This is a genomic window from Streptomyces sp. NPDC053750 (genome assembly GCF_044544295.1).
Classification (GTDB): domain Bacteria; phylum Actinomycetota; class Actinomycetes; order Streptomycetales; family Streptomycetaceae; genus Streptomyces.
The window spans coordinates 1-25,580 of record NZ_JBITXB010000017.1 but is presented as its reverse complement, the minus strand read 5'-3'; the positions used below and the strand labels follow the sequence as shown (position 1 = coordinate 25,580).

Below are 25,580 nucleotides of genomic sequence, written 5' to 3'. Positions count from 1 at the left end.
CGGTTGACAACCACCACCGACAGCGCCCGGACCGTGGGCTTTCCTCCGCCAGAACTCCGTGACCGCAACTCCGCGTCCGTGCCGAGCAACAGACACCCGAAGGGATGGCCCGCTATGCCGTCCGCTCCGGAGTGGAAGGCACCATCAACGAGCTCGCTCACGGCCACGGCATGCGCCGCCGCCGCTACCAGGGACAGCAGAAGGCCCACCTACAGCACGTGTTCACAGCCATCGCCGCGAACATCGAGCGCCTCAGCCAACAACCCCGACAGAGTCGGGCTAGGGGTGTCCCGACCTGGGGACGGGCTGCGTAGACCCAGCCCGGCGACGTGTTGCAAGCCCGCTGCAACGGGATACGGACCGGGAGCGTAGCCAGCTGTGTTGCGACACCGAGAACTCCCGCGCCCCGCATCCGAGTTGTCCGCCACCTGATACGGATGCCTCAGTTCCTGCCGAGCCTCTTTACGTCCCAGCCATGCGTCTGCAAGCATCGCGTCGCAAGTCATTGCAGCAAGGTTTCAACAGAAATTTCAATTGATCTTCCCCGAACGGTAGGTCTGGCATCGACTGAGCAGATCCCCGTCTCTTTGACCTGCGGGGATCGCCATTGAGCCGTGATCCACCCCCTGCACCTGGAGATCACGCATGAGAAAACGCATTCCCCGTCGTCAGCCGCTGAGACGCGCTGTGGCAGCTGCTACGGCCGCAGCAGGCACACTCGGCCTCCTCACAGTACTGCCCGCCAGGTCCGCTTCAGGGACGGATGCAGCTCCGGTGGCCGCTGCCGAGTCCACGGCAACCGTCTTCTACTACACGAAGACGAAGAACTGGTCTGCCTACAACCTGCACTACGCTCCGGACGGAGGTTCTTGGACCACCGTCCCCGGGGTGGCGATGGAGCAGGCCTGTACGGACTGGGTCAAGAAGACCGTGACGCTGGGAACAGCCGGCGGTCTGCAAGCCACGTTCAACGACGGCAAGGGCACCTGGGACAACAACGCAGGCAAGAACTACGACCTGGGCACCGGCAACATCACGGTCAAGGACGGGGTCGTGGCCCACAGCGATCCGTGTGCCGGCGGCACGGACCCCGACCCGAGCCCCAGTCCCACCCAGGGCAACAACAGCGCCACGGTGTACTACTCCACAGCGAGCGTGGGCTGGACCACCACGAATCTGCACTACCAGCCGGCTGGCGGCGCTTGGACCGCAGTGCCCGGCATCGGCATGGACGCTGCCTGCTCGGGCTGGGTGAAGAAGACGGTCGACCTCGGCACCGCGACGTCGATGCAGGCCGTGTTCAACAACGGCAACGGCGTGTGGGACAACAACAACGGCAACAACTACACGATCACGGCCGGAGTGAGCACCGTGAAGGAGCGGGTCGTGGCGAAGAACGCCGCTGACCCCTGTGCGGGTGAAGTGCCGGACACCCAGGCTCCCACTGTTCCCGCCAAGGTGACGGCCAAAGCCGACGGCGTGGCCGTCATCCTGACCTGGGAACCGTCCACCGACAACAAGGAAGTCACCAAGTACCAGGTCACCCGCACCGGAGGGACCAAGGGCACCGTCGTCACCGACGTGAGTTCTACGGTGCTGTCGGTAGCGGATCTGGAGGAGAGGACCGCTTACACCTTCACCATTCGCGCAGCTGACGCGGCTGGTAACCTCTCCGCACCGTCAGAGTCGGCTACCGTAACCACCGGTGACAAGCCTCCCGCGCCCGCTCCCGGGAAGCCAATGGGCACTGACCCGCGCAAGGACCCGATCTACTTCGTCCTCACCGCACGCTTCAACGACGGAGACGCCTCCAACAACCGAGGCGGCAGCCAACACCAGAGGTCGGGCAATGCCGCCAACAACGATCCGATGTTCCGTGGCGACTTCAAAGGCCTGATCAACAAGCTCGACTACATCAAGGCCCTGGGTATGTCGGCCATCTGGATCACCCCCGTGGTCCTCAACCGGTCCGACTACGACTACCACGGCTACCACGGCTGGGACTTCTACAAGGTCGACCGCCGCTTGGAGTCCGCCGGCGCGTCCTACCAGGACCTGATCAACGCGGCCCACGCCAAGGGCATGAAGATCTACCAGGACGTCGTCTACAACCACTCCTCCCGCTGGGGAGCAAAGGGCCTGTTCACTCCCAAGCACTTCGGCGTGCGCGATTCCCAGTGGAGCTGGTACTTCGACGAGCCGAACTCCTCCTTCGAGTACGACGGCCTGTCCGTCGAGCCGAAGTCCGGCAAGTCGTACTACAACGGCGACCTGTGGTCGACCGCCGAGCCGACCGGCAACACCTGCCTGAACTGGGGCAAACCCACGCAGTACTCCTCGCCTGAGGGATACCGCATCTACAACTGCCAGTGGCCCAATGCCACCTCCGGCATGTGGCCCAAGGACATCTACCACACCTGCTGGCTGGGCAACTGGGAAGGCGAGGACTCCCGTTCCTGCTGGCTGCACGACGACCTGGCCGACTTCAATACCGAAAGCCCCAAGGTCCAGAACTATTTGATCGGCGCCTACAACAAGTACATCGACATGGGCGTCGACGGCTTCCGCATCGATACCGCTGTGCACATCCCGCGCACGACCTGGAACCGCCGCTTCCTGCCGGCGATCCAGGAACGCGTCACCCAGCAACACGGCGCCGAGGCCGCGAAGAACTTCCTCGTATTCGGCGAGGTCGGCGCCTTCGTCAACGACAAGTGGAACCGCGGCTCGGTCAACCACTCCGCGCAGTTCTTCACCTGGAAGGAGCGCAAGGAGTACGACGCCGACGACGCCAAGGCCGCGCTGGAGATGTACGAGTACGAGAACGCCGCCGGCCCTGCTGCACAGCCGACGTCCACGAACGCGTTCCTCGAGGGCAACAACTACCACACGCCCGACCACAGCCGCTTCTCCGGCATGAACATCATCGACATGCGCATGCACATGAACTTCGGTGACGCGACCAACGCCTTCAACAACGGCAAGGACTCCGACGACTCCACGAACGACGCCACCTACAACGTCGTCTACGTCGACAGTCACGACTACGGCCCCAACAAGAGCAGCGAGCGCTACTCCGGAGGCACCGACGCCTGGGCCGAGAACATGTCCCTGATGTGGACCTTCCGCGGCATCCCCACGCTCTACTACGGATCCGAGATCGAGTTCCAGAAGGGCAAGAGGATCGACTGTGGTCCGACCTGTCCGCTGGCGAGCACAGGCCGCGCCTACTACGGCGACCACCTCCAGGGCGACGTGAAGGCATCGGAATTCAGCAAGGTCGACTCCGCCACAGGCACTGTCGCCGGCACGCTCTCCCAGCCACTGGTCAAGCACGTGCAACGGCTCAATGAGATCCGCCGCGCAGTCCCCGCCCTCCAGATGGGTCAGTACTCCACCCAGGGCATCAACGGCCAGATGGCTTACAAGCGCCGCTACACGGCAGGCGGAACCGACAGCTTCGCCCTGGTCACCGTCACCCACGCCGCCACCTTCACCGGCATCCCCAACGGCATCTACAGGGACGCCGTCACCGGCGACACCAAGGTCGTCTCCGACGGCACGCTCTCCGTGGCTGCTCCGGGCAAGGGCAACCTGCGCGTCTACGCCCTCAACGGACCCGGCAAGATCGGCGACACTGGGCCGTACCTGAAGTAGTCACCGCCCCACCAGCACACCCAGCCCATCCAACCAGGAGCTCCGGCCAGCGGCCACACCGCTCGCCGGGGCTCCGGCCAGCCTGCAGGCTCGGCCAAACTCGCCTTCCTGCCGTCGTCCCTTAACTATTTCCGGACAAGGCGCCAACGCCCCTGCGGGTCACGCTGCGTTGAGTGTGGCGACGCGCTGGGCAGGCTCTTGTAGTTCCCGTACATCAGCCCGTCACGATCGTCGCCCTGCTCACCAACCAGGAAGCCGCCCGCCATACGATCACCAACCGCGTCACCGACTTCGTCCCGCTCAGAGGCCTCCAGTGAGCTTCGGCTGACCGTAACCGATCACCGGGCCCGCCGACCTGACGGTCGGCGAACCCACGACGTGGCTTCGTCCACGAGTTCGAGTGCGCTGGGCGCTCCGTCCTAGCGGTGCCGGCCGCACTGGGGCTCCGCGCCGTCGAGCACGAGCTCAAGCGGACGGCGTGACCGGGGACCGCAAGCCGAGCCACTGCTCGGCGTCCCAGGCATGGAACCGCTCTACTTCGGTGTACCCCAGCTTCGCCGCTAGGCGCATGGAGCCGACGTTGGCAGTCTGGGTGGCAAGCACCACCGGCTCGCCGGGAAGGACGCCGTCGAACCAGTCGAGTGCCGCCGCGCACGCCTCGGCGGCATACCCGAATCCCCACGCCCGCGGCAGGAACAGGTAGCCGAGTTCTGCCTTCCCTGCGGCAGCCGGGCGATGGTGCTCCGGTGCTCTCCTGAGCAGGATCTGGCCGATCATCGCCCCGTCGAGATCAACGACGAAACTCCCGGGCCACTGCTCGGGCACTGTGGGCGTCTCGCGCTCAAGCTCGTCACGCGGGCGAGGGCCGCCAAGGTATGTGTGCACCTCTGGCGAGGCGAGCAGTTCGATGAACGCCGCACGGTCCCGGGCCTCGGATTCTCGGAGCACGAGCCGCTCGGTCCTGATCGGGGCAGGCGGCCAGGTGACGGGTCCGAGTTCAGTCATGCCGACCAACAAATCAGCAGGCTCGGCAATGATCAAGGCTCGCGGACCGATCAAGTCAACGGCCCGGTTCCCACACTCACCACCGGGCCCATGCAGGCCCAACCGATCCATCCGTCAGTCAGTCGGTCAGTCACCAGGCGGTCCCCATCACCAACGACGAAGACGAGCTGGCAGTGGACCAGGACAGGGTGGCCGAGGTGAATCTCATCTGCGACTTCATGACCGCTGCCGTGCAGAAGGACAGTCTTCAGTGCGGTGGCACTGAGGGAGAGATCGACGGTGAGAACGCGCAGTGACCGTGCAGTGAGTGCCTACGCTCCACCCGGCTCTCGCCGTAGTAGTCATCCCCTGGAGAGGGCCGCCTGACCGGCCGCATTCGGTGGCGCTGTATGGGGCCACGCCACGGTCAGGGCGTTCGCCTTCACTCCAGAACTCCTCAGCGGCCTGCGGCATCGGGTTCCTGTCTCTCACCGATGACGGTCAGAGTGAAGGCGAGGAGGCCTGGGACGAAGGCTCCGCCGCCGCGCCGGCCTCCACGGAGGCGGCCCCAGAAGAAGGCGGCGCGGAGTCACGAGCCAGCGCCGATTCGTCCGCGACGGGGACCGGCTGCAACAGGGACTCGCGGTGGGCCCGGGCCACGGCCACCATCCTGTCGAGGGTGTCCCTGGCCCGCAGGAGATCGTCGATCTGCGCCGTGATCCGCTCGCGTTCGCGGGCCATCCGCTCCAGCGTGGCGTCGGAGTTGTGCGTGCTCGGGGTATCGCGGCACGGCATGAGTTCGGCGATGGTGCCGCTGGAGAGACTGGCCGCGTACAGCACCTGGATGAAGTGGACGCGGTCCACGTCGCCTTCCGTGTACTGCCGTTGCCCGCTCGGCGTGCGGGTGCTGGTGAGCAGACCCCGCTGCTCGTAGTAGCGCAAGGACCGCACACTTACTCCGGCGCGTGCCGCGAGTTCCCCGATCCGCATGACTGCCTCCCGCAGTGGTCCACAGCACCGCGGGCCCTGTGGTGCACCCCACACAGATCCGCGGTGTTCTCCCGGTTGCCTCTGACACCGGTGTCAGCTTTTAGCGTACCCATGCGCGCTTCGACAGCCGGAGCGCACATGTACGCGAGGAGAACCGACATGCCCTCCCTGTTGAGCAGTTACCACCTCGGCGAGCTCACGCTGCCCAACCGGATCGTCATGGCTCCCATGAGCCGTGTCCGGGCCGCCGCCGGCGGTCTGGCCACCGACTCGATGGCCACCTACTACGCGCAGCGCGCCACAGCCGGCCTGATTGTCACGGAGGGAGTCCAGCCCAGCCGCGTCGGACAGTCCAACCCGGGCACACCCGGCCTGCACACCGACGAGCAGACCGGTTCCTGGCGGCAGGTGACCGACGCGGTCCACGCCAACGGCGGCCGCATCTTCGCCCAGATCATGCACGGCGGCCGGGTATCGCACCACGAGACCACAGGCCTCCAGCCGGTCGGCCCGTCGGCCGTGCCCGGCGAGGGCAGCGTGTTCACCCCGAGCGGCCCACAGCCGATGCCCGTGCCGCGGGCCCTGAAGACCGACGAGGTCCCCGAGCACGCCCTGTCCTACGCACACGCGGCCCGCCGCGCCGTCGACGCGGGCTTCGACGGGGTGGAACTGCACGGCGCCAACGGCTATCTGATCTCCCAGTTCCTGTCGTCCAACGCCAATCTGCGCGACGACCGTTACGGCGGCTCGATCGCCAACCGGATCCGTTTCGCCGTCGAGGCGGCCGCCGCCACCGTCGAGGCCGTGGGCGCCGCCCGTACCGGAATCCGCCTGTCGCCCGGCGGCGGCATCTGGGGAGTGACCGAAAACGACGCGGCCGAACTCAACACCGCTCTGCTGACGGAGCTGACCCGCCTCGACCTCGCCTACGTGCACCTGGCGGCCACCACCGACGAGGAAGTCCTCCTCCAACTGCGCAAGACCTGGCCCGGCACCCTCATCGTCAGCCCGACCATGCCCGGCGGTCCCCAGCAGACCGGGCCGGCGGAGGCCGACCACTGGCTGGGCCTGGGCGCCGACCTGATCGCCTTTGGCCGCAGCTTCCTCGCCAACCCCGACCTGGTCGAACGCCTGCGCTCGAACCTGCCCCTCGCGCCCAGTGACGAGAACACCTTTTACCAGGGCGGCGACGCCGGGTACATCACCTACCCGACGTACCAGCACACATCCTGACCCTCGCGCAGCAGGCAGCGGAAGGTCGACTTCACGCAACAACCGCGACGCGCTGCGCGGACTCCGTAGGGAAGCCTGCTGGACCATGGCCGGCGAGGCAGGCCCCGTGCGATGCGGACGCCGACGAAACGGATGGGGCACCACAGGGGCCGGCGGCAGGCCGAGCAGGCGCAGCATCCCGAAAATGGTCCGCAGAAGCTGTCCACGGAGGCGTGCCTGCACCGCTGCGGGCCCGCCTGTGCGACAACGCCGCCGTCTGGTGGTCCGTAACGGTCACCGCCGGGAGCGGACCGTGGCCCCGGTGGCGGGGCCGGCCGTGGTGAAGGCGCCCCGCGTGAACGACAAGCGCCTGGATGAGGCGACGGGTGAGCGTCAGCGGTTCTCGTCGAAGATCCTGGCGCCCTGGTGCCGGAAGTCCCCGAAGGTCAGCGCGGTGCTGCCACGAGGCCGACGAAGCCGTGGATCGACGATCACGCCGCCTTCCAGGCCCGCGATCTGCTGGTCGCGCTGGCCGAAGGGCTGCGCGAGTCGACCGAGTCGTGGGCGGATCTGCTGCGGGATTGCCGTCGGCGCGGCATGCGCGACCCCGAGCTTGTGGTTGGCGACGGCGCGATGGGCCTGTGGCGGGCGCCGGCCGAGGTTCCGGACCAAGGTCACCCGCGGCGCCGGCACCCCCGCCGCGGCGCTGGCAATGGTGTTCAAGTCGACCGAGTCTGCTGAAGAGCGGTGGCGTGCGATCACCGGCGCTCACCTGGTGAGCCTGGCCCGCGCGGGCGCCGGGTTCGAAAACGGGGCCCTGGTCGAACGCGAGGAGGCCGCTGCTGCCTGATCACGCGACACGCGATCAGTGGCAGTGATCGGGCCCAGTCGCCGGGCCGGTGCCGGTGGCGCCCAGGTCGTCGGAGCGGTCGGCGTCGACGCGCGGCCACTGTGCTGTGGGACGTCCACCCGGCCACTCCCACAGCGGCGGCCAGTCGGGAGCCCCGCCCAGGGTCCGCGTGGCCTGCCCGAGGCGCGGCCAGCCTGCCGGGGAGTCCTCCCAGCCCTCCTGACGCCCGAACACCGTAAGATCCATGAGCGCGTAGCTGTAGTCCACCGCCTCAGCCCCGCGACGCTTGGTCCAGAACGTCTCGAAGACACGGTCGTCGTCGCGCAGGTAGCACACCAGGTGGAACAAGCCGAGCTCCCGGCCGACAAGAAGTGACTCGAGCGAGGGCTGGGCGGAGTACCACGGCATCGCCCAGCCCATGAAGGCGCGGTAGCGCAGGCTCTCCTCGTACGACGTCTGCGCATCCCCGAAGCCGTAGGCCGTGTTCCGCCCCTGACAGAACACGGCGAAGGTGATGTCGCGGGAGTGCAGATAAGCCAGCTCGCCCACGTGGCTCATCACCCAGGTACAGCCTTCGCACTGCTCAGCGGCTGGCCGGCCGGGCCACCACATGAAGTAGTAGGCGATCATCTGACGTCGCCCTTCGAACGCGTCCAGGAGCGTCATGGGCCCGTCCGGTCCCAGCAACGGGCTGTCCGCGGCCACCTCGACCATCGGGAGCCTGCGGCGCGCTGCGGCGATCGCGTCGCCTTCACGGGTGTGGGCCTTCTCCCTCGCCCGCAGTCCCTCCAACTGCTGCTCGAAGGTCGCGCGGTCGACGACCGGCGGTTGCGCCTTGCTCGGGTTCTCGGACATCAGCGGCTCCTGGGATCGCTCCGTTGCGACCACGGGTCACTCCTGGGCAACGTAGTCGCAGGTGGTCGCCGTCATGTGCAATCCGACCTGGTTCCATCGTCTCCGAACATGCCGGCGACCGCTGGGTGGGCCGGCGTACCCATGCCCCCTGGTCCCGAGGTTCGGGCTGGCACGGAGTTCGAAGAGTCGAAACTCGTCGAGCGGTCCGAGAATCACGTTGTGCATCAAGCCTCGGACAGGCCACTGCGTGAAAGCGTGAGGACAGGTCTTCGACATCCCGCGGGTCGAGTACACGCTCACCGAGCCGGGCCGGGCGCTGCGCACCACGGTCGACGCCCTGTGCGGCTGGCCCCACCCGTACGTCGGCCACGTTCGAGGACGCGCGCCGCCGGTTCGGCGAGGGGTGCGCGCTACCACGCCCTCACTGTGCGCCCGCGCCCGAAGGGGCCGCCACCTCCGAAGAGGTGGCGGCCCCCTCCCCCGCTTCGCCTTCGTCGGCGCGAGGTCCGTTGAGGAAACGCGCCGGGTGCCAGGCGCTGGGTCGGGCCGGACGAGTGTCAGCCCTTCTGCAGCCACAGCTTGTAGGTGCTGCCGCTCCAGCGGCAGTCCCAGCTGTAGACGTTCGAGTAGTTGTCCCAGTACCACGAGCCGCGCGTGTCGCAGGGGTCCAGCCGGTTGAAGGTCTCGCCCGTGTTCGTCCAGTAGAGCTGGACCGAGGTCGGCGCCGCTGCCGGCGACTCTGCCGCCGGGGCGGCGGCCGCGGCGGGAAGCGCGGTGGCTCCGAGCGCCAAGGCCGCGCCGAGCATCGCAGTCCCCAAGGCATTGCGCATGCGCATCTTTGACTCCTTCTCCAGGCAACGTGTGATCGGTACGTGCAGTCGGCACGGCCTTCGTGGTGTGGCGGGGTCTCGTCTGCCGTACGACGACCCGCCCGGCCGGCCAGCCAAGACACTGCTGGTCGCTGACGGGCGAAGGCAACGGTGATCATCTGTCCCGGACAGACACGAGCTGTCCGGACACCTCAGACGCTTGTCCGAGTCACGTCCCGGACAGTCCCGGCATGGCGGAAGCCACTGTTGTCCCGCCTGAGGATTCGATCACGCGCGGCGATCTCACAGGGCGCGTGTTCCGTGCCCTGTCAGCGTCCCTTTCCCCACCGCCGGGAACGGGACCGCCGGCTGCGCCGGGAGCGCCGCGCGGCGGGCGGCTGCGTGGTGGGGCGGTCGGGGGAGGCGGCGGGGCCTTTTGGCGCGGGCCAGGACGGTGGCGTTCGGGATCAGCGGCGCGCAGGTCTCGCAGACCTCTTCGACGCTCCGGACGCGGCGCATGACGGGGCCGTGCCGCAGGGGCAGCAGTACGGCGCCGGCGCCGTGCGTCTTGGTGCCGGGGTGGCCTTCCAGCCGAGCTGCCTGGCCGCCTTGCGCATCGCGGCCCGGATCGGCTCCACCCTCACAGCTCCACGGCTCCTCGTCGCCGAGGATGACCTGGTAGGAGCCGCCGTACCTGCCGGCACCCTGTGACGGCCACGGCCTATGGTGGCGGAATGTTTCCGCCTGCCGACCGGACGGCCCTGGACCTGCTGGACGCCCGTCTCGAGGCGTTGTGGCGCACGTGGGACGAGTCGGACGCCTCACTTCCGGCGGAGCCGTCCGGTCTCGCAGCGGAAGGAGAGGGCGAGCTCGTCAACTGGGCCCGCGGCCGGCTCCGGAGCATCCCGCGCGAGCCGAAGGATGCCTTCTGCCGTGAAGTCGGCGGCCTGCTCCTGGAATTCCGCGCCCGTCGCAGCCCGTGGAACGCGGCGGCGCTGCGGCTGCTGTACGACCCGTACACCTTCGTCGCCACCGGCCCGCGGCGGCACGGGGACTGGACGCACGACGTCCACGCCGTGCTGCACCGGGCGGTCACTGATCCCCGCGGCTGGCTCCGGCTGGACTCTGACCGCGCCAGTCCCGCCCGCCAGGCCGTGCCCGCATACCCCTTCGACCCGCCGGACCCGGCCGACATGCCCGCCTGCCTGTACCCACTGGAGGCCCGGGCGGCAGTCGCCGCGCTGGCCGTCATGGCGGAGGAATGGCAGTCGGAGCCGGCCCCCGTCCGCTCCCGCACGAACCGGGACGCCCTGCTGGAGGGCACCGGATCTCACCCTTTCCACACCTCCGCGTACATCGACGGTCTCTACCTCTTCGAGGACCTGGGCGTGATCGCGGTGAACGACGAAGAGGTAGGCGTCTTCTGGTCCTTCGGGGCCTACTGACAACCATCACAGAGAAGGCGGTCGGGATACGGGTCTGCTCCTGGCAGTGCACGGTGCAGCGCTGCTGGCTCAACGGCCGGGGCTGAGGGACCAGTCCAGTTCCCAGAGGCGCAGGCGCTCGTCGCGGTCCGCGGTGAGGACGAAGTTGGCGTCCGGGTCCAGCGTCAGCGCCGTGACGGATTTCTTGTGGCCTTCCAGGGTGTGCAGGAGACGCCCCGTCGCCACCTCCCACAGCCGCACGTCCGGTTCCACTCCCGCCGAGGCGAGGTGGCGGCCGTCGGCGCTGAGCGCAAGGTGGCTCAGCATGCCCTTGTACGGCTCGAAGGCGCGCACGAGGTCGCCGGTCGCCGTGTCCCACACCTGGATACGGGTCCGCAGCCCGCTCCCCGGCACCGTCCGGCCGCCCTCGGTGGCCCAGGCGGATGCCTCGGCTGCCACGACGAACGTGCCGTCGGGGCTCAGGCACACGGGTGTGCTGTGGGGCGACCCGATCTGGATGGCCTGCACGCAGCGGGCCGCGTGCAGGTCCCACACCCGGATCACCCGGTCGTTGGCCATGGAGGCGGCGTGCTTCCCGTCCGGCCCGAGGGACAGCCTGCCGACTATGACGTTGTCGATCGGGATCGACTGCAGCCGGCGGCCCGAGGCGATCTCCCACAGGCACATCGATCCGGCGACGCGGTCGACGACGAGGGCGAGCCGGGCGTCGACGCTGAGGGTGATCGGGTAGCTGCGGCCGAGCCGCAGCGTGCCCGTGTGCTCGCCCGACTCGAGAGACCACGTGGTGATCATGTCGCTCTCGACGGCGACCAGCGTCTTGTCGTCCGGGCTCACGCGCAGGGCGTGGACCCCGCCCTTCCCGCGATCCAGGATGCGCTCGCGTCGTCCGTCGAGCAGGTTCCAGATCTGGATGCGGCCGTCGACATCGCTGTACGCGCCCAGGCGGGCGTCCCGGGTCAGGGCCGTGCTGCGGCTGTTGATGACGTCGCGGTACTCGCCGGGGCGGGCGTCCAGCGTCCTGGCCGGCCAGGCGGCCCGTACAGCGGTCCGCACCGTGCGCCCCGCGAGTGCCCGCAGGGCCGCGAGGATCCGGGGGTCGCGTTCGCTGCCGGGCAGGGCGCGGGCACGGCCCAACAGGGCGAGTGCGTCCGCCGTCCGGTCGGCGGCCACCGCGTCGGCCGCCTCGGCGAGCAGCCGTCTCACCTGCTGGTCGGTCCGGTCGAGTTCGCCGTGCCCGCGGGGCCGGCTCAGCCGGGTGGGGGCGGTGAAGGCCGCCGGGAGCCGCCACAGCCGGGTCGAGCCGTCGAGGGCGGCGGAGAACGCATGCCGACCGTCCTGGGCGTGCCGCACCGTGCCCACCGCCGCCTCGTGCCCGCGGAACGTGCGCAGGCAGTGGCCGCCGCGCAGGTCCCAGTACAGGATGGCTCCGTCGTAGCCGCCGATCAGCAGGGAGCGCCCGTCCGCGCTCAGCTCGGCCGATGTGGCGTGGAAGTCGGTCGGCAGCCGCAGGGTGTGCCGGCACTCGCCGTCGGGGAGACTCCAGATCCGGACGACCTTGTCCTGTCCCACGATGGCCGCCGCGTCGCCCCGGGGTGCGAGCCAGAGGTCGGCCACCCGGCCCTCGTAGTCGTCCCGGCGCCACACGCACGCCCCTGTCGTCAGGTCCCACAGCTGTACGACGGCGTTCTCGGTACCGTTGCCGCTGAGTACCTGGCGCCCGTCGGAGCTGATGTCGACCCGCTGGCCGCCGGAGTGGCCGTCCAGGGTCGCCAGCCGGCGGCCGGCGGGCAGGTTCCAGACCTGTATCCGGCCGTCGGCCTCGGCCCACACGGCTACGCTGCCGTCCGCGTTCAACCGGACCGGGGAGGTGGCGGTGTTGAGTATCGGGCTGTCCGGGTGGGCCAGGGTTCGGGTCACGAAGGGGCGGCCCGCCAGCCGGTTCAGCTCGTTCTGCCGGTCGAATGCGCGTTCCTTGGCGGGGCCGGTGCCGTCCCGCCACCGGGTGACGGGCACGGTGCGCACCAGGCGTTCCCCGGTCAGGTCCCAGAGCCGGACGCTGCCGTCCCAGCCGGTGGAGACGGCGTAGCGGCCGTCGGCGCTGATGTCGGCGGAGTCGATGCGGTCGGTGTGGCCGGGCAGTGCCAGTAGCCGGCGCCCGCTGTTCAGGTCCCACAGCTGCACCGTGCGGTCCTGGCCCGCGGCGAGCCCGAAGCGCAGATCCGGAGTGATGCGCAGCCGGTGTTCCGGGGAGGCCGACCGGTGCGGGAAGGTCTGCCACGGCACGTGCCGTTCGGCGACGGTGCGGGCGTCGGGCAGACGGAGCGCCTGGGCGGGCTGCTCGCCGTCGTCCGTGAGGAACTCGTTCGCCGAGCCGAGGTCGCCACGCTCCAGGTGGACAAGGCCCGCGAGGTGATCGATCTCCGCCAGGACGGCTTGCTCGCCGCGCAGCGCCTCCAGTTCGGCGAGCAGTCCTTCGTCGGTGACGGCGCCACGGCGCCATCGCAGCAGTCCGGCGTTGTACGTGGCCTGCGGGTGACGGGGGTCGGCGGCCAGTGCCTCGGCAAGGGCCTGGTCTGCCTCCTTCGTCCGTCCCAGGTCGAGCAGGGACAGGGCTCGGTTGTTGAGCTCGTCGGCACGCAGGTCGGCCTCGGCCGGGGCGGTGCGGGGATACGTCCGGCCGGTGACCTCCCCGTAGAGGTCGGCGATGTGCCCGGCGACGTCGTCCATCGACCCCGGCCGGCGGGCGGGATCGAGGCGCAGGCAGCGGGCGAGCAGATCGGCGAGCTCCTCCGGGAGTTCCGGGACTCCGGCCCGGTCCGGGCCGTCCTGCCGGAGCACCTGCAGCGCTGCGCCGGCCGCGGCGCCGCTCATCCAGCTGACGCCGCCGTTGAACATCTCCAGCACCGTCACCGCGAAACTGAACACGTCACTGCGGCGCCCCACGCGCTGTCCGGATCCCTGCTCCGGCGAGGCGTATGCAGGCGTCATGCCGATGCCGGTGGCGAGGAGGGTTCCGGCCGGCCCGGTAAGTAGCGTTGTCCCCGGGCTGGTTGGGGTGCCGGCGGGAGCTCCGGGCTCCGTCGCCGGCAGGGACTTGGCGCGCGCGAGCCCGAAGTCGGTGACCTTGGCGACGATGCCGGCGTGCTGCTGTTCCAGAAGGACGTTGGCGGGCTTGACGTCCTGGTGCACCAGGCCGCAGCTGTGCGCGTGCTCCAGACCCCAGGCGATCTGCACCGCCAGATCCATCATCCTGGCCGCGGCGGGCGCCGGTCCGCCCTCGTACAGCCGCCCGTCGTCGATCCATTCGCGCAGGCTGCCGCCGGTGATGTACTCGGCGAAGATCCGCGGAACCCCGTCGATCGTGCGGACGTAGTGACAGCCGCAGACGTGCGGGTGCAGCCCGAGCGATACCCAGTTCTCCGCCTCGGCCACGAACCGCAGCCGCGCCGTCCGGTCGCGGAACAACTCCGCCCGCGGGCTCTTGACCGCGAGATCGGTGCCCCAGCCGAGGTGCCGCACCCGGTGCACGAGCCCCATCCCGCCGTCCCCGTGCACCCGCAGCACCTCGTAGCGCCCGTCGACGACATCACCGACCCGCCAGCCGCCCGCCGCGTCCCCGTCGGTCCCACCGAATCCCGCCATGCCTGTCTTTCCTCCCCCGTCATCTTCTTCGCTGCCCCTCGTCCAGGCGCCGGCTGGGCCCAGCCCACCGCGCGTCACTGTACGCAGCGTGGTGGTGCCCGGCGCCTTGCCTGAGGACCACTTGCCGAGAGGTCAGCCGACGCCGGTGAATTCGGCGTGCAGCGCAGGGAAGAGACGGCTGTACGGAATCTGTCCGGCTGACCGGGTTCCGGCGGCCGGGCCGGACCGTCCGGGCCGTCCGCGCTGTCCGGGTCGTCCGCCTTCTGGTCAATGCTTGACTCTATGTGACTCAAGTTTTATGCAGGAGTGGTGAACAGGTGATGCGCCGAGAGGAGACTGCGATGGCACGCGCAGTGGGCATCGACTTGGGGACGACGAATTCCGTGGTCAGCGTCCTGGAGGGCGGCGAGCCGACGGTGGTGGCGAACACCGAGGGTGCGAGGACCACGCCGTCGGTGGTGGCGTTCGCCAAGAACGGCGAGGTGCTGGTCGGCGAGGTCGCCAAGCGCCAGGCGGTGACGAACGTGGAGCGCACCGCCCGGTCCGTCAAGCGGCACATGGGCGAGAGCGGGTGGCGCTTCCCCGGATCCGGTGACATCGACGGCAAGCGGTACGCGGCCCAGGAGATCTCGGCGCGCGTGCTGCAGAAGCTGAAACGGGACGCCGAGGCGTACCTGGGCGAGGACGTCACCGACGCGGTGGTCACCGTCCCGGCGTACTTCAACGACGCGCAGCGCACCGCCACCAAGGAGGCGGGGCAGATCGCGGGTCTGAACGTGCTGCGGATCATCAACGAGCCGACATCCGCCGCGCTCGCCTACGGTCTCGACAAGGGCAGCGAGCAGACGATCCTCGTCTTCGACCTCGGTGGCGGCACCTTCGACGTGTCGCTGCTGGAGATCGGCGAGGGTGTGGTGGAGGTGAAGGCGACCAACGGTGACACCCGCCTCGGTGGGGACGACTGGGACGAGCGGGTCGTCGACCACCTGGTGAAGCAGTTCCACAACGGCTACGGCGTGGATCTGTCGAAGGACAAGATGGCCGTGCAGCGCCTGCGCGAGGCCGCCGAGCGCGCCAAGATCGAACTGTCGTCCGCCACCGAGACGACGGTCAACCTGCCGTACATCACGGCCTCCGCCGAGGGCCCGCTGCACCTGGACGAGAAGCTCACCCGCGCCCAGTTCGAGCAGCTGACCTCGGACCTGCTGGAGCGGTGCAAGACGCCCTTCCACAACGCCGTCCAGGACGCCGGGATCAAGGTCGCCGGCATCGATCACGTCATTCTGGTCGGCGGTTCGACCCGGATGCCCGCGGTCACGGACCTGGTGAAGGAACTGACGGGCAAGGAGCCGCACAAGGGCGTCAACCCGGACGAGGTCGTCGCCATCGGCGCCGCCCTGCAGGCCGGTGTCCTCAAGGGCGAGGTCAAGGACGTCCTGCTGCTCGACGTCACCCCGCTGTCCCTCGGCATCGAGACCAAGGGCGGCATCATGACCAGGCTGATCGAGCGGAACACGACGATCCCGACCAAGCGCTCGGAGATCTTCACCACCGCCGAGGACAACCAGCCCTCCGTGCAGATCCAGGTCTACCAGGGCGAGCGCGAGATCGCGGCGTACAACAAGAAGCTCGGGATGTTCGAGCTGACCGGTCTGCCCCCGGCGCCCCGCGGCGTCCCGCAGATCGAGGTCGCCTTCGACATCGACGCCAACGGCATCATGCACGTCACGGCGAAGGACCTCGGCACGGGCAAGGAGCAGAAGATGACCGTCACCGGCGGCTCCTCGCTGCCCAGGCAGGACATCGACCGCATGGTCCACGACGCGGAGCAGTACGCGGACGAGGACCGCCGCCGCAAGGAAGCCGCCGAGACCCGCAACCAGGCCGAGAGCCTCGTCTACCAGACCGAGAAACTCCTGCGGGACAACCGCGACGCCGTCCCCGAGGACGCCCGCTCGGAGACCGAGGCCGCGCTGGCAGAGGTCAAGGAGGCACTCAAGGGCGAGGACACCGCGGCGATCAGGTCGGCCGTGGAGAAGGCCACTGCCGCCGCCCAGAAGATTGGCAGCGCCCTGTACGCGAACGCCGGACGGGCCGGGAAGGGGGAAGGGGGAGGCGCCGGCACGGCCGACGACGATGTGGTGGACGCGGAGATCGTCGACGACGAGGCGAAGGGAGGCACCGGATGAACCGGAACCCCTGCACCCCGGACAAGCCGGAGCCGAGGCCGCCGGTCGTCGTCCAGGACCGGCGCAGGTGTGACCCGGTCACCCTCCGGAGCCGCCGGACGGCGCAGCCGGCCGGTGCCGCGCCGGACGGGTCCGCCCAGGCGCCGGAAACCGCCGTGGAAACCGCCGCGCTGCGGCGCGCGGAAGCCGAAGCGGCCAGGCTGCGCAAGGAGCATGCGGAACGCACCGCCGATCTGCAGCGACTGCAGGCCGAGTACGCCAACTACCGCAAACGCGTGCGCCGGGACCGGCTGGCCGTCCGGGAGATCGCCGTGGCCAACGTCCTGGCCGGCCTGTTGCCCGTCCTCGACGTCCTCGAGCAGGAGCGCGAGCACACCGGGTCCGGCCCGGTGGCCGAGATACTCGGGGAACGGCTCGCCGCGCTCGGCCTGCAAACCGTCGGGGAACCCGGGGAGCCCTTCGACCCCGCGCTCCACGAGGCCGTCACCTACCAGGCCACGGACCGGGCGTCACGCCCCGTCTGTACCGGAGTACTCCGGCGCGGCTACCGCGTCGGCGAGCAGCTGCTGCGCCCTGCCCAGGTGTCCGTCACCGGCCCGCCCGACAGCCGGGCATAGACACGCAGATCACGTCCTGGCACTGGCCGGGGGCGGTGGTACTCGCCGCACGCCGAACGGGGCGGGGATGTGCTCGTACGAGACCTGCGGGCAGACCAGGCAGACGTGGTCGGGGAACGGTCGCCGCAGCCGGCCCACACTCTGCTCGGGCGACCAGCGCAGCGCCGGCCTGGTCCCCACCGGCACACGCGACCGGGTCGGTTGGGCGGGCCCGGGCCGGCAGTCTCCGCTCGCCCTGCGCACGGCTGGGGACGGCGGGCGGGTTCAGGGGGGTGTGAGGCGGTCGAGTTGTGCGACGAGGTCGGGGTGAGTGGTGGTCAGGTGGGGGCGGGCGGCGGTCAGGGGGGCGACGAGGTCGGCGGGGTCGTCGTGGGCGAGGGCCGTGTGGAGGTCGCCGAGGGGGCGGTGGGCCGCGGTGGGCAGGTCGGTGAGGGCGGTGATCTGGCCGGCGATGCGGCGCAGGTCGGCCGCGTTGCGGCGGGCCCAGGTGGCGGTGGTGCGGTCGGCGGCCCGGGCCTGCCGGGTGGCTTGGACGCGCTGCTCGCCGGTGGTCCCGGCCGGGCCGGGCCGGCCGCGCAGGTAGCGGCGCTCGGCGGCCTGGCGGCTGGCGACGCCCAGGGGGGCGGCGAGGTCGGCCCAGCTGGCGCCCGCGTCCCGGGCCGTTTCGATCAGGCCGGTCTCCCATCCGGCGAGCTGCTCGCGCACCTGCCGCAGCAGCGACAGGGAGGCCAGGGCCTGTTCCGCGCCGGGACCGGGGGTGCCGGGGGCGCTCGGGGTCTCGTGTCGGGCTGCGCGCAAGGCGTCGTCTATGGCGTTGAGGGCCGCCGCGGCGGCAAGGAACGACGCCGGGCTGCGGGCGTCGGTGCTGGGCGAAGACGGCTGGTCGGCCGGGGCCACGGACACCTCCCTCGGCTGTGGTCATCGGGTTGTCATCGTGTGGACGACTTCGGGTTTGTCGTCCATTGGACGACAATGGTACAACGGATTCCGCGGGGCGCACGGGCAGCAACGGCCCGAACCTTCCTGGAGGTGTTCTCCGATGCTGACGCGCACCGACCCCTTCCGTGAGCTGGACGGGCCGGCGCAGCAGCTGATGGGCCCGGGCACCTGGTCTCGGCGTCGATCCGCCCGCAAGGAGCTCTCCGGCTGAGCCGGGCCGGGCAAGGGGCTGGACAGCGCGGCGGAGGACGGGTGCCCGATCATGGTGCGACGGCGACGCGCGCCCGGCCGACGGCACGCATGCCGGAAGGCTTCGCCCTGATCCTGCTCAACCCGCTGCAGAGCGCCGAGCCGCCGTCACCCGAGCGATTCGTGCGGGCCACCGCGGCGTGGATCGACCGGGCCACCGAACAGACCGCGGCGTGGGACGTCGGCGCCGTCCTGTCCAGCGCCGCCGACGCGGCCGGCGAGGACCTCCTCGAGCAGATCCTGCTCCAACTCCCCGCGGGCTGCAACCTCCTCTTCGGCCGCCCCCAGCCCATCTGACCGGCCATCACGGCCTGGGTCTCCTGCAGCCGCCGGATGGCCGGCCGGGTGAACGGGTGGACGGGTATTGTTCGGCACCTCTCGGTCAGCCTAAAGTTCCGGATCATTCGCCGCCCGCAAGGCAATGAGGTCTGGACATGACAGAGGTCGTACTGTTCCATCACGCGCAGGGGCTGACTCCGGGAGTCGCCGCTTTCGCCGGCGAACTCCGCGCGGCCGGCCACACCGTCCACACGCCCGATCTCTTCGACGGGCGCACGTTCGGCTCCCTCGAGGAGGGCATGCGCTACGTCGAGCAGACCGGCTTCGGCGAGATCACCGAGCGCGGTGTGCGTGCGGCCCGGCACCTGCCGCAGGACGCCGTTTACGCCGGCCTCTCACTCGGTGTGCTGCCCGCCCAGAAGCTGGCGCAGACGCGGGCGGGCGCGCGGGGCGCGCTCCTGTTCCACGCCTGCGTCCCCGTCACGGAGTTCGGTGCGCCGTGGCCCGCGGGTGTGCCGGTGCAGGTGCACGCGAAGGAAGCCGATCCGTTCTTCGCCGAGGACATCGGCGCTGCCCGTGCCCTCGTCTCCGGCTGCGCCGACGCGGAGTTGTTCCTGTACCCCGGAGACCAGCACCTGTTCACGGACCGTTCGCTGCCGTCCCACGACCCGGACGCCGCCGGACTCCTGACCCAGCGGACGATCGAGTTCCTCGGCTCGCGCTAGGTCGTCACGGCGGCTCCCTGGTGCCCGCGGCCAGGGGCACCCGGGGCGGGGAGACCACCCGGTCGGCGGCCGGGTTACGAGGCGCCGTCGAGGACCTGGCGCAGTCGGTGCGCGAACTCGTCCGGCTTTCCCGGATATCCGTACGCGTCGTCGCAGAAACCGCTGTGATGGCTCGGGAACACGGTCACCCGCTGTCCGAGCAGTTCGGCGGTCGCGACGGAGGTGCGTCCGGTCTGTACGTTCCCGGACTCCTCGCCCACAGCGATCACGACGCGGGTCGGGGCAGCGGCGATCGCGTCGGCGTCCGGCCGGTAGCCGCTGACCGCCCAAGACCGGTCGGACAGCAGCGGATCGTCACGTGAGCCGTCGTCCTGCGTGGGCATCCCGAACGCGGCGGGATCGGCCTGCGGCTGTGCGAAGTACGCGTCGGTGAACTCTCCCTCCCACGAGGCCATGGCCACGAACGCCGCCATCCCGGCCCCCCATCCCCGCTTCTCGTAGGCCTCCCGGACTTCGGCCCGCGCCCGCACGGCCGCCGGGCCGTCCGGCGTGAGGGTGATGAGCGGCGGCTCGTGCGCGACCAGAGTGGTCACATCCGCGGGATACTTCGCCACGACCGCGAGCGCGGTGACCGCTCCGCCGCTGCTGGCGAACATCTCGACCGGCCCGGCCCCGAGCGCCTCGATGAGGGCGTGCACGTCGTCGGCCTGGGTCTGCGGCGTGTGGTCGGCCCGCCCGTCCTTACGGGTGCTGCGACCGAGCCCGCGCGGGTCATACGTGACCACGGTCCGCTCGGGGAAGCGCGCGGCGAGCGCGGCGAAGCCGGCGGCGTCCATGGGCTGCCCGATCATGAACAGCGGCGGGCGTCCGTCCGTGGTCGGCAGCGGCCCGCGGACGTCGTGGACGAGGTCCGCGCCGGGTGTCTCGAGTGTGTGGGTCTCCATACCTGTGCAGACCGGCCCCGCCCCGGAAATTCATCGGCGCGGCGGCCGGCGGACCGGGCACGTCCGTACCCGGCCGGGTACTTTTCGCGCGCACCGCCGGGCACCCCGCATGCGTGGGCCGCCGGCGGTGCGTACCCCGAAGGCGCGAGTGATCGCGCAGAGCCTCAGGCGCCGGGCAGGTCCGGGAACTGATGCCGCTCCCTTGGCCGGGGTCCCGGGCAGAGGGTGGTTCTTAGGAGAGTTCCGGCTCGCCCAGCGCCGCCCGGATCCGGTCCATGTCGCGGGCCGTGTTCGCGGTGGTGGTGTGCGGCAGTATCCAGGCCGTCCGTGAGGTGGCGCACTGCTCGGCGACAGCCCGCGCGTTCGGTGCCTCCCGGGCGACGTAGGCGGCGGTGTGCGCGTACGGCGGGACGTTGCCGCGTGCCTGCTGCTGCGGCGTCAGGTCGCAGGTCACCGGCGTACTGCGGCCGACACCGCGCGGGTCGAAGCCGATCACGTCGTAGGAGTCCAGCACCTGCTGCGGCAGTCCGGAGGCGGCGAGGACGGCCGGGTAGCCCAGTCCCGTGATGCCGGGGCCGCCCGGGCTGGTGAGCAGCACGCCGCGGCGCCGGGAGGGTTCCTTGCTCGCCAGCCGGGACATCGCGATCTCGATCTGCCGGCCCTCCGGATCCCGGTAGTCCAGCGGGACGTCGAGTGTCGCGCACTCCAGGCGGGGCACGGCCGGCGCCTCTGCGGGGACGGTGGCCGGTGCCGGGGCGGCCCCTTCCGTGCAGGGGCCCCACCGCACGGAGCCCGGCGTCACCGCCGCCGGCACTCCCGGGATCGCTGCCGCCGCCGCGACCGCGGTGGCGGTGAGGGCGAGGGCGAGGGGTCGGTGCATCCGATGTCCTCCTGAGGTGTGCAGGAAGGCGCCGCGCCGGTGCGCTGGAGCGGGCGGGCCGGGGGCGGCCTCCGCCGCGGACTCCCGCCGGGGCGGGCAGGGATCCGGTCGGCATCGGGCCGGCTCGAAAAGCCTCCCCGTGCGGCACCGCCCGGCACATCGGCCCGGCGGCTCGAGTCGTCTTCACCCGGAGTCGGGGCCGGGATGCGACTTTGGTCGAAGGACACATCGGTCTGCGGGCCGACTCACCGGCCGTGCGGTTTCGCGACCATGGCCGGGTGCAGACAGACGTGGCGCCACGGCTCGGTGGGTGGCAGCAGACCTGGCGGCTGGCGGCGGCCGCGGCGGTGGGCATTCCGACCTGGCTCTCTCTCGGCGTGCTGCTGCGGTGGCAGGAGGCCGGTCCGGGCTCCTGGTTCCTCATCGGCGATCCGCTGGTGGCGCTCGGTTGTCTGACGGCACTGCTGTGGCGGCGGCGGTTCCCGCTCGCCGTCGCGCTGACCGTCGCGATCGCCTCGCCCGCGTCGGCGCTCGTCACCGGCGCCGCGCTGTGGGCGCTGGCCTCGCTCTCCGCCCGTCGCCGTCCAGTGGAGATCGCGGTCGTCTCGTCGGTCTTCGTGGTCGCCTCCCAGTTCACCGTCGGGCTCTACCAGGTCGCGAGCCCGCCCGGCTCGCTGTGGTTCGAGCTCGCGTTCCCGGCGGCCGCCGTCCGGCGCCGCCTATAGGCCCAACACCCTAGGCAGGAACTCCACTTCGGCCGGGCCGCCGCGGCGTGACGGGCGCGGGCCACCAGCCGGGGGTGCATCCGGTGGGGGCCTGGTCGGGCCGGGCCCGCGGGGGCCGCCACCGGTTTACAAGTCCCTGCTCCCGCGCCGGCCGTTCCAGCCCGCGGCGTCCGGCGCGTCCGGCGTCCGGCGTCCGGCGTCCGGGAATTGGCCCACGAACATCCACGCGGATTGCACCATGCACGTGGTCAACTCACCGGCCAGGATGGTGTTCACGAGGACGCAGATGACGCCGAACCAGCAGGGAGCGCACACGATGAGCAGCAACATCCGTACCGGCTTCGCACCGGTGGTGACCCGGGCCGCGGAGGCAGAGACGACGAGTGACCCCAGCAGCACGATGACGCTGCTGGCGGACTCCGGGGCGACAGGCGGGCTGCTGACCAGCTACCGCTCGACGTTCGCCGAAGGGGCGGTGGGAGCGCCGGCGCACTTCCACACTCGGGCCGCGGAGATGTTCTACGTCATCGACGGATCCCTGCGCGTCCTGCTGGGGGAAGCGGTCACCGTGCTGAACGCGGGTGACTTCCTGCTCGTGCCGCCGCACACCCCGCACGCCTTCGCCGCCGCCCCGGGGTGCACGGCGGACGTGCTGTTCACCTTCACTCCGGGGATGGCCCGCTTCGACTACCTGAGGCTTCTGGGCCGGGTGATGCGCGGCGAGGCCGGCTTCGAGGAGATCAAGGAGTCCTCGGAGCGTTTCGACAACCACTACGTGGACAGCCCGGTGTGGAACGCCGCGCTGGCGGCGGGCTGAACCACACGCGGCCGGCCGTGGTCAGGACATACGGGAAGCAGCCGTCGCGGTGGGCGGCAGGACTCGACGGGCGCCTTTGGGAGACCCGCTCCGAGGGCCGCGATCGGGATGCGGTGGTCCTGACGAGGGGGAACGCCCGGGCGGCGGCCGCCGTGGGAGGCAGGCCGGGCCCGCCCTCCGCCGGGGTCGTCGCCGGCGTCCCGCTGCGGCTCGTGCCGGCAAAGGGGGCAGCGGGCCCGAGCGGTTGCCGGGCCCACGATCCCTGTGGTGGCCGGGCGGCGGGTTCGCGCGCGGCAACGCCTGCCCGGCACCAGCGCGGCGCAGCATCCCCGCACCCCCGCGGGGTGGCAGGAGCGGCGGGGCGGCTTGGGGTTCCGTTCCCGGACCGCTTCGGCCGCCTCGCCCCGGAGTACGGCGCTGACCGTGACGGCTGCGACGCCGTGATCACCGGCCCCGGCGGGCCGGCGTCGCGCCGCCGCGCGGACGGCCCGGTCAGCCTGTGCGCCCCACTGATCGCCCGTACGATCCCCATATGCCGGAAATTCAGCTCGTCAGCAGCCGCCGCGGCGCGGGACCGGCCCTGGTCGTGATCCGGCAGCTGGACCGGGAGGGCTGGGCTCCCGTCATCGATCTGCTGGCCCATGAACGCGAGGTCGTGGCCGTCGACCTGCCGGGGTTCGGCGACAGCCCACCGCTACCGGCCGGCACCACCCCCACCGTCCAGGAACTGGCCGCCGAGGTCGCCGCGTGGTTCTCCACGGCCGGCCTGACGCGACCTCCCACGGTCGGCAACTCACTCGGCGGGGCCGTCGCACTCGAACTCGCCCGGGCCGGCGCGGTCGAAAGCGCTGTCGCCCTGTCGCCGATCGGCCTGTGGAACGGCCCTGGGGCCGCCTATGCTCTCGGCTCCCTGCGGATCGCCCGCACGATGGCACAGGCCCTCGGCCCCCGCGCGGCGCGGGTAGCAGGCAGCCCGCTGGGCCGGACGCTCGCGTTCTGGCAACTCGCCGCGCGTCCCTGGCAGATGACGTCCCAGGCGGCCGACGGTGCCCTGCGGGGCCTGGCCCGCGCACCCGGCTTCGACGCCACCCGCCGGTCGGCCCGCACCTACCGGCTGACCGGCTTCACCCCCACCGTCCCCGTCACGGTCGCCTGGGGCACACGAGACCTCCTCACCCTCCGGTACCAGGCCCGCCGCGCGGCCCGGCTCCTACCCGGAGCCCGCCATGTCCGGCTGCACGGCTGCGGGCACTCACCCATGTCCGACGATCCAGGACAAATTGCCCGCCTCCTGCTCTCGGCGACCACTGGCTGAGGCGCTGGCGGTCGCCGCACTGCTGCGGAGGCGGACAAACCCCGGCTGCGGCCCCCGAGCCGCCCAAGCACACCCGCCGAACGCGTGCCACACGCCCGGCTGCCGGCTGTGCGACCGGCACTGCGTTCACCTCACAAGCCGCGCATGCGCCGCTATCCGCCCGTGGGCCATCCTGCTCGTGTCCTGCTTCCCGCCGTCTTTGCCGGGGCAGCGGACCGGTCGCGGTCCCAAGCCGCCGGCCATCGTTGCTGCCTGCGGCGCCCCACCAGATCTGAACGCCGTCGGCCGCCACACCCAAGTCACTCGGCGCGGCACCGGAGTCCGCGCGACACCGACGGACAGCGGGCTGGGTCGGGAGCAGCCGGACGGCGGTGGGCGTTGGGACATGACGAGGACGGGGAAGCGGCAGGTCCTGTACCGGCAGGGGACGGGTGGAGTGGCGGATGACGGCGAAGTGGGTCTGGTCTTCGCGGTCGCGGCGGGCGGCGGGCGGCGGGCGGCGGGCGGCGGGCGGCGGGCGGCGGGCGGCGGGCGGGCGATCGTCCGCGCGCGGGCCGCAAGCGGCAGCCTGCCAGAGCCGCGCCCGATACAGGCCCGCTCCTCCGGCGACGGCTCCTGGCCGGACGCCCTGGGCCTCTTCAGCTGAGAGCCGGACGTGCACGGCAGGGGGCAGCGGTCCGCCAGGGGCGCGGAGAACGGCGCAGGGCCGGCCGTCCCCGACCAGCTGCCCCGGGGAGGCGTTTCGCCTGGCCACCTGTCACCTGCGGCTCCTCGCCGGCCGACCCGCCCGAAGGTGTCCGGCGACGCCGAAGCGGTCCGGCCAGGGCTCATATTGGGATCGCCGTCAGCTGTCAAGTCCCGAACGTCAGCGGCGTGACCTGATGCACCGGCCAGGGCTTACTTGAAACACGGGCCCACGCAGAGCCGCCGGCCCGCCCGCATCGCAGACAACGGCCTCGGCGATGCGCCGTACGGGACAGGCACCCCGCCGGAGAAAGGCCCGTGAACGACAGGGCCGTTCGGCCAACCCCACGATCTTTCCTGCTGGAGGAGAATCCCCATGCACCGCACCTTTTCGCCGCAGCGCCTCGTGCTGGCCACCGCCTCGACCGCCCTGGCCGCGGGAGGTGTGCTGATACCCACCAGCGCGTCCGCCGCGCCGGCGACGCCGCACGCCGGCACCGTGACCGCGACTGCGGCCGACCACGGTGGCCACGGCAAGCACAAGAAGTACGACTACGGCAAACACAAGAAGGACAGCAAATACAGCAAGAACAACAAGGGCAGCAAGAACAATCGTTACGGTGGCGCCAAGAACGGCAACAACAACGGGTCCGTCACGATCATCATCATCGGGAACAACAACACGGTCAATGGAAACGGCACCGGCAACGGGAACGGCAATCTTTTGACCTGACTTCTGCGCGCGGAATTGAATTCACGGCCTGGCTGGACGG

Annotated in this window: 20 protein-coding genes and 6 pseudogenes; 17 read left to right on the top strand and 9 right to left on the bottom strand. The window is 70.8% G+C overall.

All coding sequences use genetic code 11. From position 1 onward, the window contains the following. The first annotated feature begins 104 nt into the window (after window positions 1–104). Complete coding sequence (locus ACIGO6_RS33380) at window positions 105–314, top strand: transposase (RefSeq protein ID WP_399882900.1); 210 nt, start codon at window positions 105–107, stop codon at window positions 312–314. Window positions 315–645: 331 nt separating this feature from the next. Continuing rightward, on the top strand, window positions 646–3,657 hold the full coding sequence (locus ACIGO6_RS33375; RefSeq protein ID WP_399882898.1) for a carbohydrate binding domain-containing protein: 3,012 nt from the start codon (window positions 646–648) through the stop codon (window positions 3,655–3,657). 465 nt (window positions 3,658–4,122) lie between these two features. Here the strand turns inward: ACIGO6_RS33375 and ACIGO6_RS33370 are convergent, their stop codons facing one another. Together ACIGO6_RS33370 and ACIGO6_RS33365 are read right to left on the bottom strand one after the other, a co-directional pair. Then, window positions 4,123–4,662 carry a GNAT family N-acetyltransferase gene (locus ACIGO6_RS33370; protein ID WP_399883148.1) on the bottom strand — a complete coding sequence of 180 codons (540 nt, stop codon included), beginning with the start codon at window positions 4,660–4,662 and terminating at the stop codon, window positions 4,123–4,125. Window positions 4,663–5,142: 480 nt separating this feature from the next. After that, window positions 5,143–5,631, bottom strand: a complete 489-nt coding sequence (locus ACIGO6_RS33365; protein WP_399882896.1) for a MerR family transcriptional regulator — start codon at window positions 5,629–5,631, stop codon at window positions 5,143–5,145. A 159-nt stretch (window positions 5,632–5,790) separates the two neighbouring features. Between ACIGO6_RS33365 and ACIGO6_RS33360 the strand changes: the two genes are divergently transcribed. Then, on the top strand, window positions 5,791–6,864 hold the full coding sequence (locus ACIGO6_RS33360; protein WP_399882894.1) for an alkene reductase: 1,074 nt from the start codon (window positions 5,791–5,793) through the stop codon (window positions 6,862–6,864). 250 nt (window positions 6,865–7,114) lie between these two features. Further along, window positions 7,115–7,693: pseudogene (locus tag ACIGO6_RS33355) on the top strand (IS256 family transposase); the annotation flags it as partial. Between the two features lie 15 nt (window positions 7,694–7,708). Here ACIGO6_RS33355 and ACIGO6_RS33350 read toward each other — a convergent pair. Beyond that, window positions 7,709–8,548, bottom strand: a complete 840-nt coding sequence (locus ACIGO6_RS33350) for a DUF899 family protein (protein ID WP_399882892.1) — start codon at window positions 8,546–8,548, stop codon at window positions 7,709–7,711. Between the two features lie 277 nt (window positions 8,549–8,825). Here ACIGO6_RS33350 and ACIGO6_RS33345 point away from each other — a divergent pair. Next, window positions 8,826–8,943: pseudogene (locus ACIGO6_RS33345) on the top strand (winged helix-turn-helix transcriptional regulator); the annotation flags it as partial. A 162-nt stretch (window positions 8,944–9,105) separates the two neighbouring features. On the opposite strand, the gene ACIGO6_RS33340 reads toward ACIGO6_RS33345, so the two are convergent. Continuing rightward, window positions 9,106–9,384, bottom strand: a complete 279-nt coding sequence (locus ACIGO6_RS33340) for a hypothetical protein (RefSeq protein WP_399882890.1) — start codon at window positions 9,382–9,384, stop codon at window positions 9,106–9,108. A gap of 501 nt (window positions 9,385–9,885) precedes the next feature. Between ACIGO6_RS33340 and ACIGO6_RS33335 the strand changes: the two genes are divergently transcribed. Both ACIGO6_RS33335 and ACIGO6_RS33330 read left to right on the top strand, forming a co-directional pair. Then, complete coding sequence (locus tag ACIGO6_RS33335; RefSeq protein WP_399882888.1) at window positions 9,886–10,068, top strand: hypothetical protein; 183 nt, start codon at window positions 9,886–9,888, stop codon at window positions 10,066–10,068. A 23-nt stretch (window positions 10,069–10,091) separates the two neighbouring features. Continuing rightward, the gene (locus tag ACIGO6_RS33330; RefSeq protein WP_399882886.1) at window positions 10,092–10,802 is read left to right on the top strand and encodes a hypothetical protein; all 711 of its coding nucleotides are present in this window, start codon (window positions 10,092–10,094) and stop codon (window positions 10,800–10,802) included. A gap of 69 nt (window positions 10,803–10,871) precedes the next feature. Here the strand turns inward: ACIGO6_RS33330 and ACIGO6_RS33325 are convergent, their stop codons facing one another. Next, complete coding sequence (locus tag ACIGO6_RS33325) at window positions 10,872–14,444, bottom strand: WD40 repeat domain-containing serine/threonine protein kinase (RefSeq protein WP_399882884.1); 3,573 nt, start codon at window positions 14,442–14,444, stop codon at window positions 10,872–10,874. Between the two features lie 341 nt (window positions 14,445–14,785). On the opposite strand from ACIGO6_RS33325, the gene dnaK reads away from it, so the two are divergent. Together dnaK and grpE are read left to right on the top strand one after the other, a co-directional pair. Then, window positions 14,786–16,633: a molecular chaperone DnaK gene (dnaK, locus tag ACIGO6_RS33320; RefSeq protein WP_399882882.1), complete on the top strand. Its 1,848-nt coding sequence runs from the start codon at window positions 14,786–14,788 to the stop codon at window positions 16,631–16,633. Next, window positions 16,630–17,250 carry a nucleotide exchange factor GrpE gene (gene grpE / locus ACIGO6_RS33315; protein WP_399882880.1) on the top strand — a complete coding sequence of 207 codons (621 nt, stop codon included), beginning with the start codon at window positions 16,630–16,632 and terminating at the stop codon, window positions 17,248–17,250. Before dnaK ends, grpE begins: the two co-directional genes overlap by 4 nt. 9 nt (window positions 17,251–17,259) lie before the next feature. Here the strand turns inward: grpE and ACIGO6_RS33310 are convergent, their stop codons facing one another. Further along, window positions 17,260–17,430 (bottom strand): hypothetical protein, encoded by a 171-nt coding sequence (locus ACIGO6_RS33310; RefSeq protein ID WP_399882878.1) that lies wholly within the window; start codon window positions 17,428–17,430, stop codon window positions 17,260–17,262. Window positions 17,431–17,514: 84 nt separating this feature from the next. Next, the gene (locus tag ACIGO6_RS33305; RefSeq protein ID WP_399882876.1) at window positions 17,515–18,147 is read right to left on the bottom strand and encodes a type III effector protein; all 633 of its coding nucleotides are present in this window, start codon (window positions 18,145–18,147) and stop codon (window positions 17,515–17,517) included. 142 nt (window positions 18,148–18,289) lie between these two features. On the opposite strand from ACIGO6_RS33305, the pseudogene ACIGO6_RS33300 reads away from it, so the two are divergent. The 3 genes and pseudogenes from ACIGO6_RS33300 to ACIGO6_RS33290 all read left to right on the top strand — a co-directional run. Then, window positions 18,290–18,367, top strand: a pseudogene (locus ACIGO6_RS33300) (Hsp20/alpha crystallin family protein); the annotation flags it as partial. Window positions 18,368–18,468: 101 nt separating this feature from the next. Next, window positions 18,469–18,735: pseudogene (locus ACIGO6_RS33295) on the top strand (DUF2267 domain-containing protein); the annotation flags it as partial. A 137-nt stretch (window positions 18,736–18,872) separates the two neighbouring features. After that, on the top strand, window positions 18,873–19,442 hold the full coding sequence (locus tag ACIGO6_RS33290; protein ID WP_399882874.1) for a dienelactone hydrolase family protein: 570 nt from the start codon (window positions 18,873–18,875) through the stop codon (window positions 19,440–19,442). Window positions 19,443–19,516: 74 nt separating this feature from the next. Here ACIGO6_RS33290 and ACIGO6_RS33285 read toward each other — a convergent pair whose 3' ends face one another. Both ACIGO6_RS33285 and ACIGO6_RS33280 read right to left on the bottom strand, forming a co-directional pair. Further along, complete coding sequence (locus ACIGO6_RS33285) at window positions 19,517–20,386, bottom strand: alpha/beta fold hydrolase (RefSeq protein WP_399882872.1); 870 nt, start codon at window positions 20,384–20,386, stop codon at window positions 19,517–19,519. A gap of 235 nt (window positions 20,387–20,621) precedes the next feature. Further along, window positions 20,622–21,266: pseudogene (locus ACIGO6_RS33280) on the bottom strand (alpha/beta hydrolase); the annotation flags it as partial. Window positions 21,267–21,544: 278 nt separating this feature from the next. On the opposite strand from ACIGO6_RS33280, the pseudogene ACIGO6_RS33275 reads away from it, so the two are divergent. The 5 genes and pseudogenes from ACIGO6_RS33275 to ACIGO6_RS33255 all read left to right on the top strand — a co-directional run. Next, window positions 21,545–21,967 (top strand): annotated as a pseudogene (locus ACIGO6_RS33275) (sensor histidine kinase); the annotation flags it as partial. Window positions 21,968–22,307: 340 nt separating this feature from the next. Next, window positions 22,308–22,808 carry a cupin domain-containing protein gene (locus ACIGO6_RS33270; RefSeq protein ID WP_399882870.1) on the top strand — a complete coding sequence of 167 codons (501 nt, stop codon included), beginning with the start codon at window positions 22,308–22,310 and terminating at the stop codon, window positions 22,806–22,808. Window positions 22,809–23,340: 532 nt separating this feature from the next. Then, window positions 23,341–24,123: an alpha/beta fold hydrolase gene (locus tag ACIGO6_RS33265; RefSeq protein WP_399882868.1), complete on the top strand. Its 783-nt coding sequence runs from the start codon at window positions 23,341–23,343 to the stop codon at window positions 24,121–24,123. 385 nt (window positions 24,124–24,508) lie between these two features. Next, window positions 24,509–24,769 carry a hypothetical protein gene (locus ACIGO6_RS33260; protein WP_399882866.1) on the top strand — a complete coding sequence of 87 codons (261 nt, stop codon included), beginning with the start codon at window positions 24,509–24,511 and terminating at the stop codon, window positions 24,767–24,769. A gap of 414 nt (window positions 24,770–25,183) precedes the next feature. After that, entirely contained in the window at window positions 25,184–25,540 is a 357-nt protein-coding gene (locus ACIGO6_RS33255; RefSeq protein WP_399882864.1) for a hypothetical protein, read from the top strand. The last annotated feature ends 40 nt before the right edge of the window (window positions 25,541–25,580 follow it).

Excerpts from the sequence above, each read along its gene's own strand:
- ACIGO6_RS33380 (WP_399882900.1), top strand. The coding sequence starts at position 105 with ATGGCCCGCTATGCCGTCCGCTCCGGAGTGGAAGGCACCATCAACGAG.
- ACIGO6_RS33375 (WP_399882898.1), top strand. The coding sequence starts at position 646 with ATGAGAAAACGCATTCCCCGTCGTCAGCCGCTGAGACGCGCTGTGGCA.
- ACIGO6_RS33370 (WP_399883148.1), bottom strand. The coding sequence starts at position 4,662 with ATGACTGAACTCGGACCCGTCACCTGGCCGCCTGCCCCGATCAGGACC.
- ACIGO6_RS33365 (WP_399882896.1), bottom strand. The coding sequence starts at position 5,631 with ATGCGGATCGGGGAACTCGCGGCACGCGCCGGAGTAAGTGTGCGGTCC.
- ACIGO6_RS33360 (WP_399882894.1), top strand. The coding sequence starts at position 5,791 with ATGCCCTCCCTGTTGAGCAGTTACCACCTCGGCGAGCTCACGCTGCCC.
- ACIGO6_RS33350 (WP_399882892.1), bottom strand. The coding sequence starts at position 8,548 with ATGTCCGAGAACCCGAGCAAGGCGCAACCGCCGGTCGTCGACCGCGCG.
- ACIGO6_RS33340 (WP_399882890.1), bottom strand. The coding sequence starts at position 9,384 with ATGCGCATGCGCAATGCCTTGGGGACTGCGATGCTCGGCGCGGCCTTG.
- ACIGO6_RS33330 (WP_399882886.1), top strand. The coding sequence starts at position 10,092 with ATGTTTCCGCCTGCCGACCGGACGGCCCTGGACCTGCTGGACGCCCGT.
- ACIGO6_RS33325 (WP_399882884.1), bottom strand. The coding sequence starts at position 14,444 with ATGGCGGGATTCGGTGGGACCGACGGGGACGCGGCGGGCGGCTGGCGG.
- dnaK (WP_399882882.1), top strand. The coding sequence starts at position 14,786 with ATGGCACGCGCAGTGGGCATCGACTTGGGGACGACGAATTCCGTGGTC.
- grpE (WP_399882880.1), top strand. The coding sequence starts at position 16,630 with ATGAACCGGAACCCCTGCACCCCGGACAAGCCGGAGCCGAGGCCGCCG.
- ACIGO6_RS33290 (WP_399882874.1), top strand. The coding sequence starts at position 18,873 with ATGACAGAGGTCGTACTGTTCCATCACGCGCAGGGGCTGACTCCGGGA.
- ACIGO6_RS33285 (WP_399882872.1), bottom strand. The coding sequence starts at position 20,386 with ATGGAGACCCACACACTCGAGACACCCGGCGCGGACCTCGTCCACGAC.
- ACIGO6_RS33270 (WP_399882870.1), top strand. The coding sequence starts at position 22,308 with ATGAGCAGCAACATCCGTACCGGCTTCGCACCGGTGGTGACCCGGGCC.
- ACIGO6_RS33265 (WP_399882868.1), top strand. The coding sequence starts at position 23,341 with ATGCCGGAAATTCAGCTCGTCAGCAGCCGCCGCGGCGCGGGACCGGCC.
- ACIGO6_RS33260 (WP_399882866.1), top strand. The coding sequence starts at position 24,509 with ATGACGAGGACGGGGAAGCGGCAGGTCCTGTACCGGCAGGGGACGGGT.
- ACIGO6_RS33255 (WP_399882864.1), top strand. The coding sequence starts at position 25,184 with ATGCACCGCACCTTTTCGCCGCAGCGCCTCGTGCTGGCCACCGCCTCG.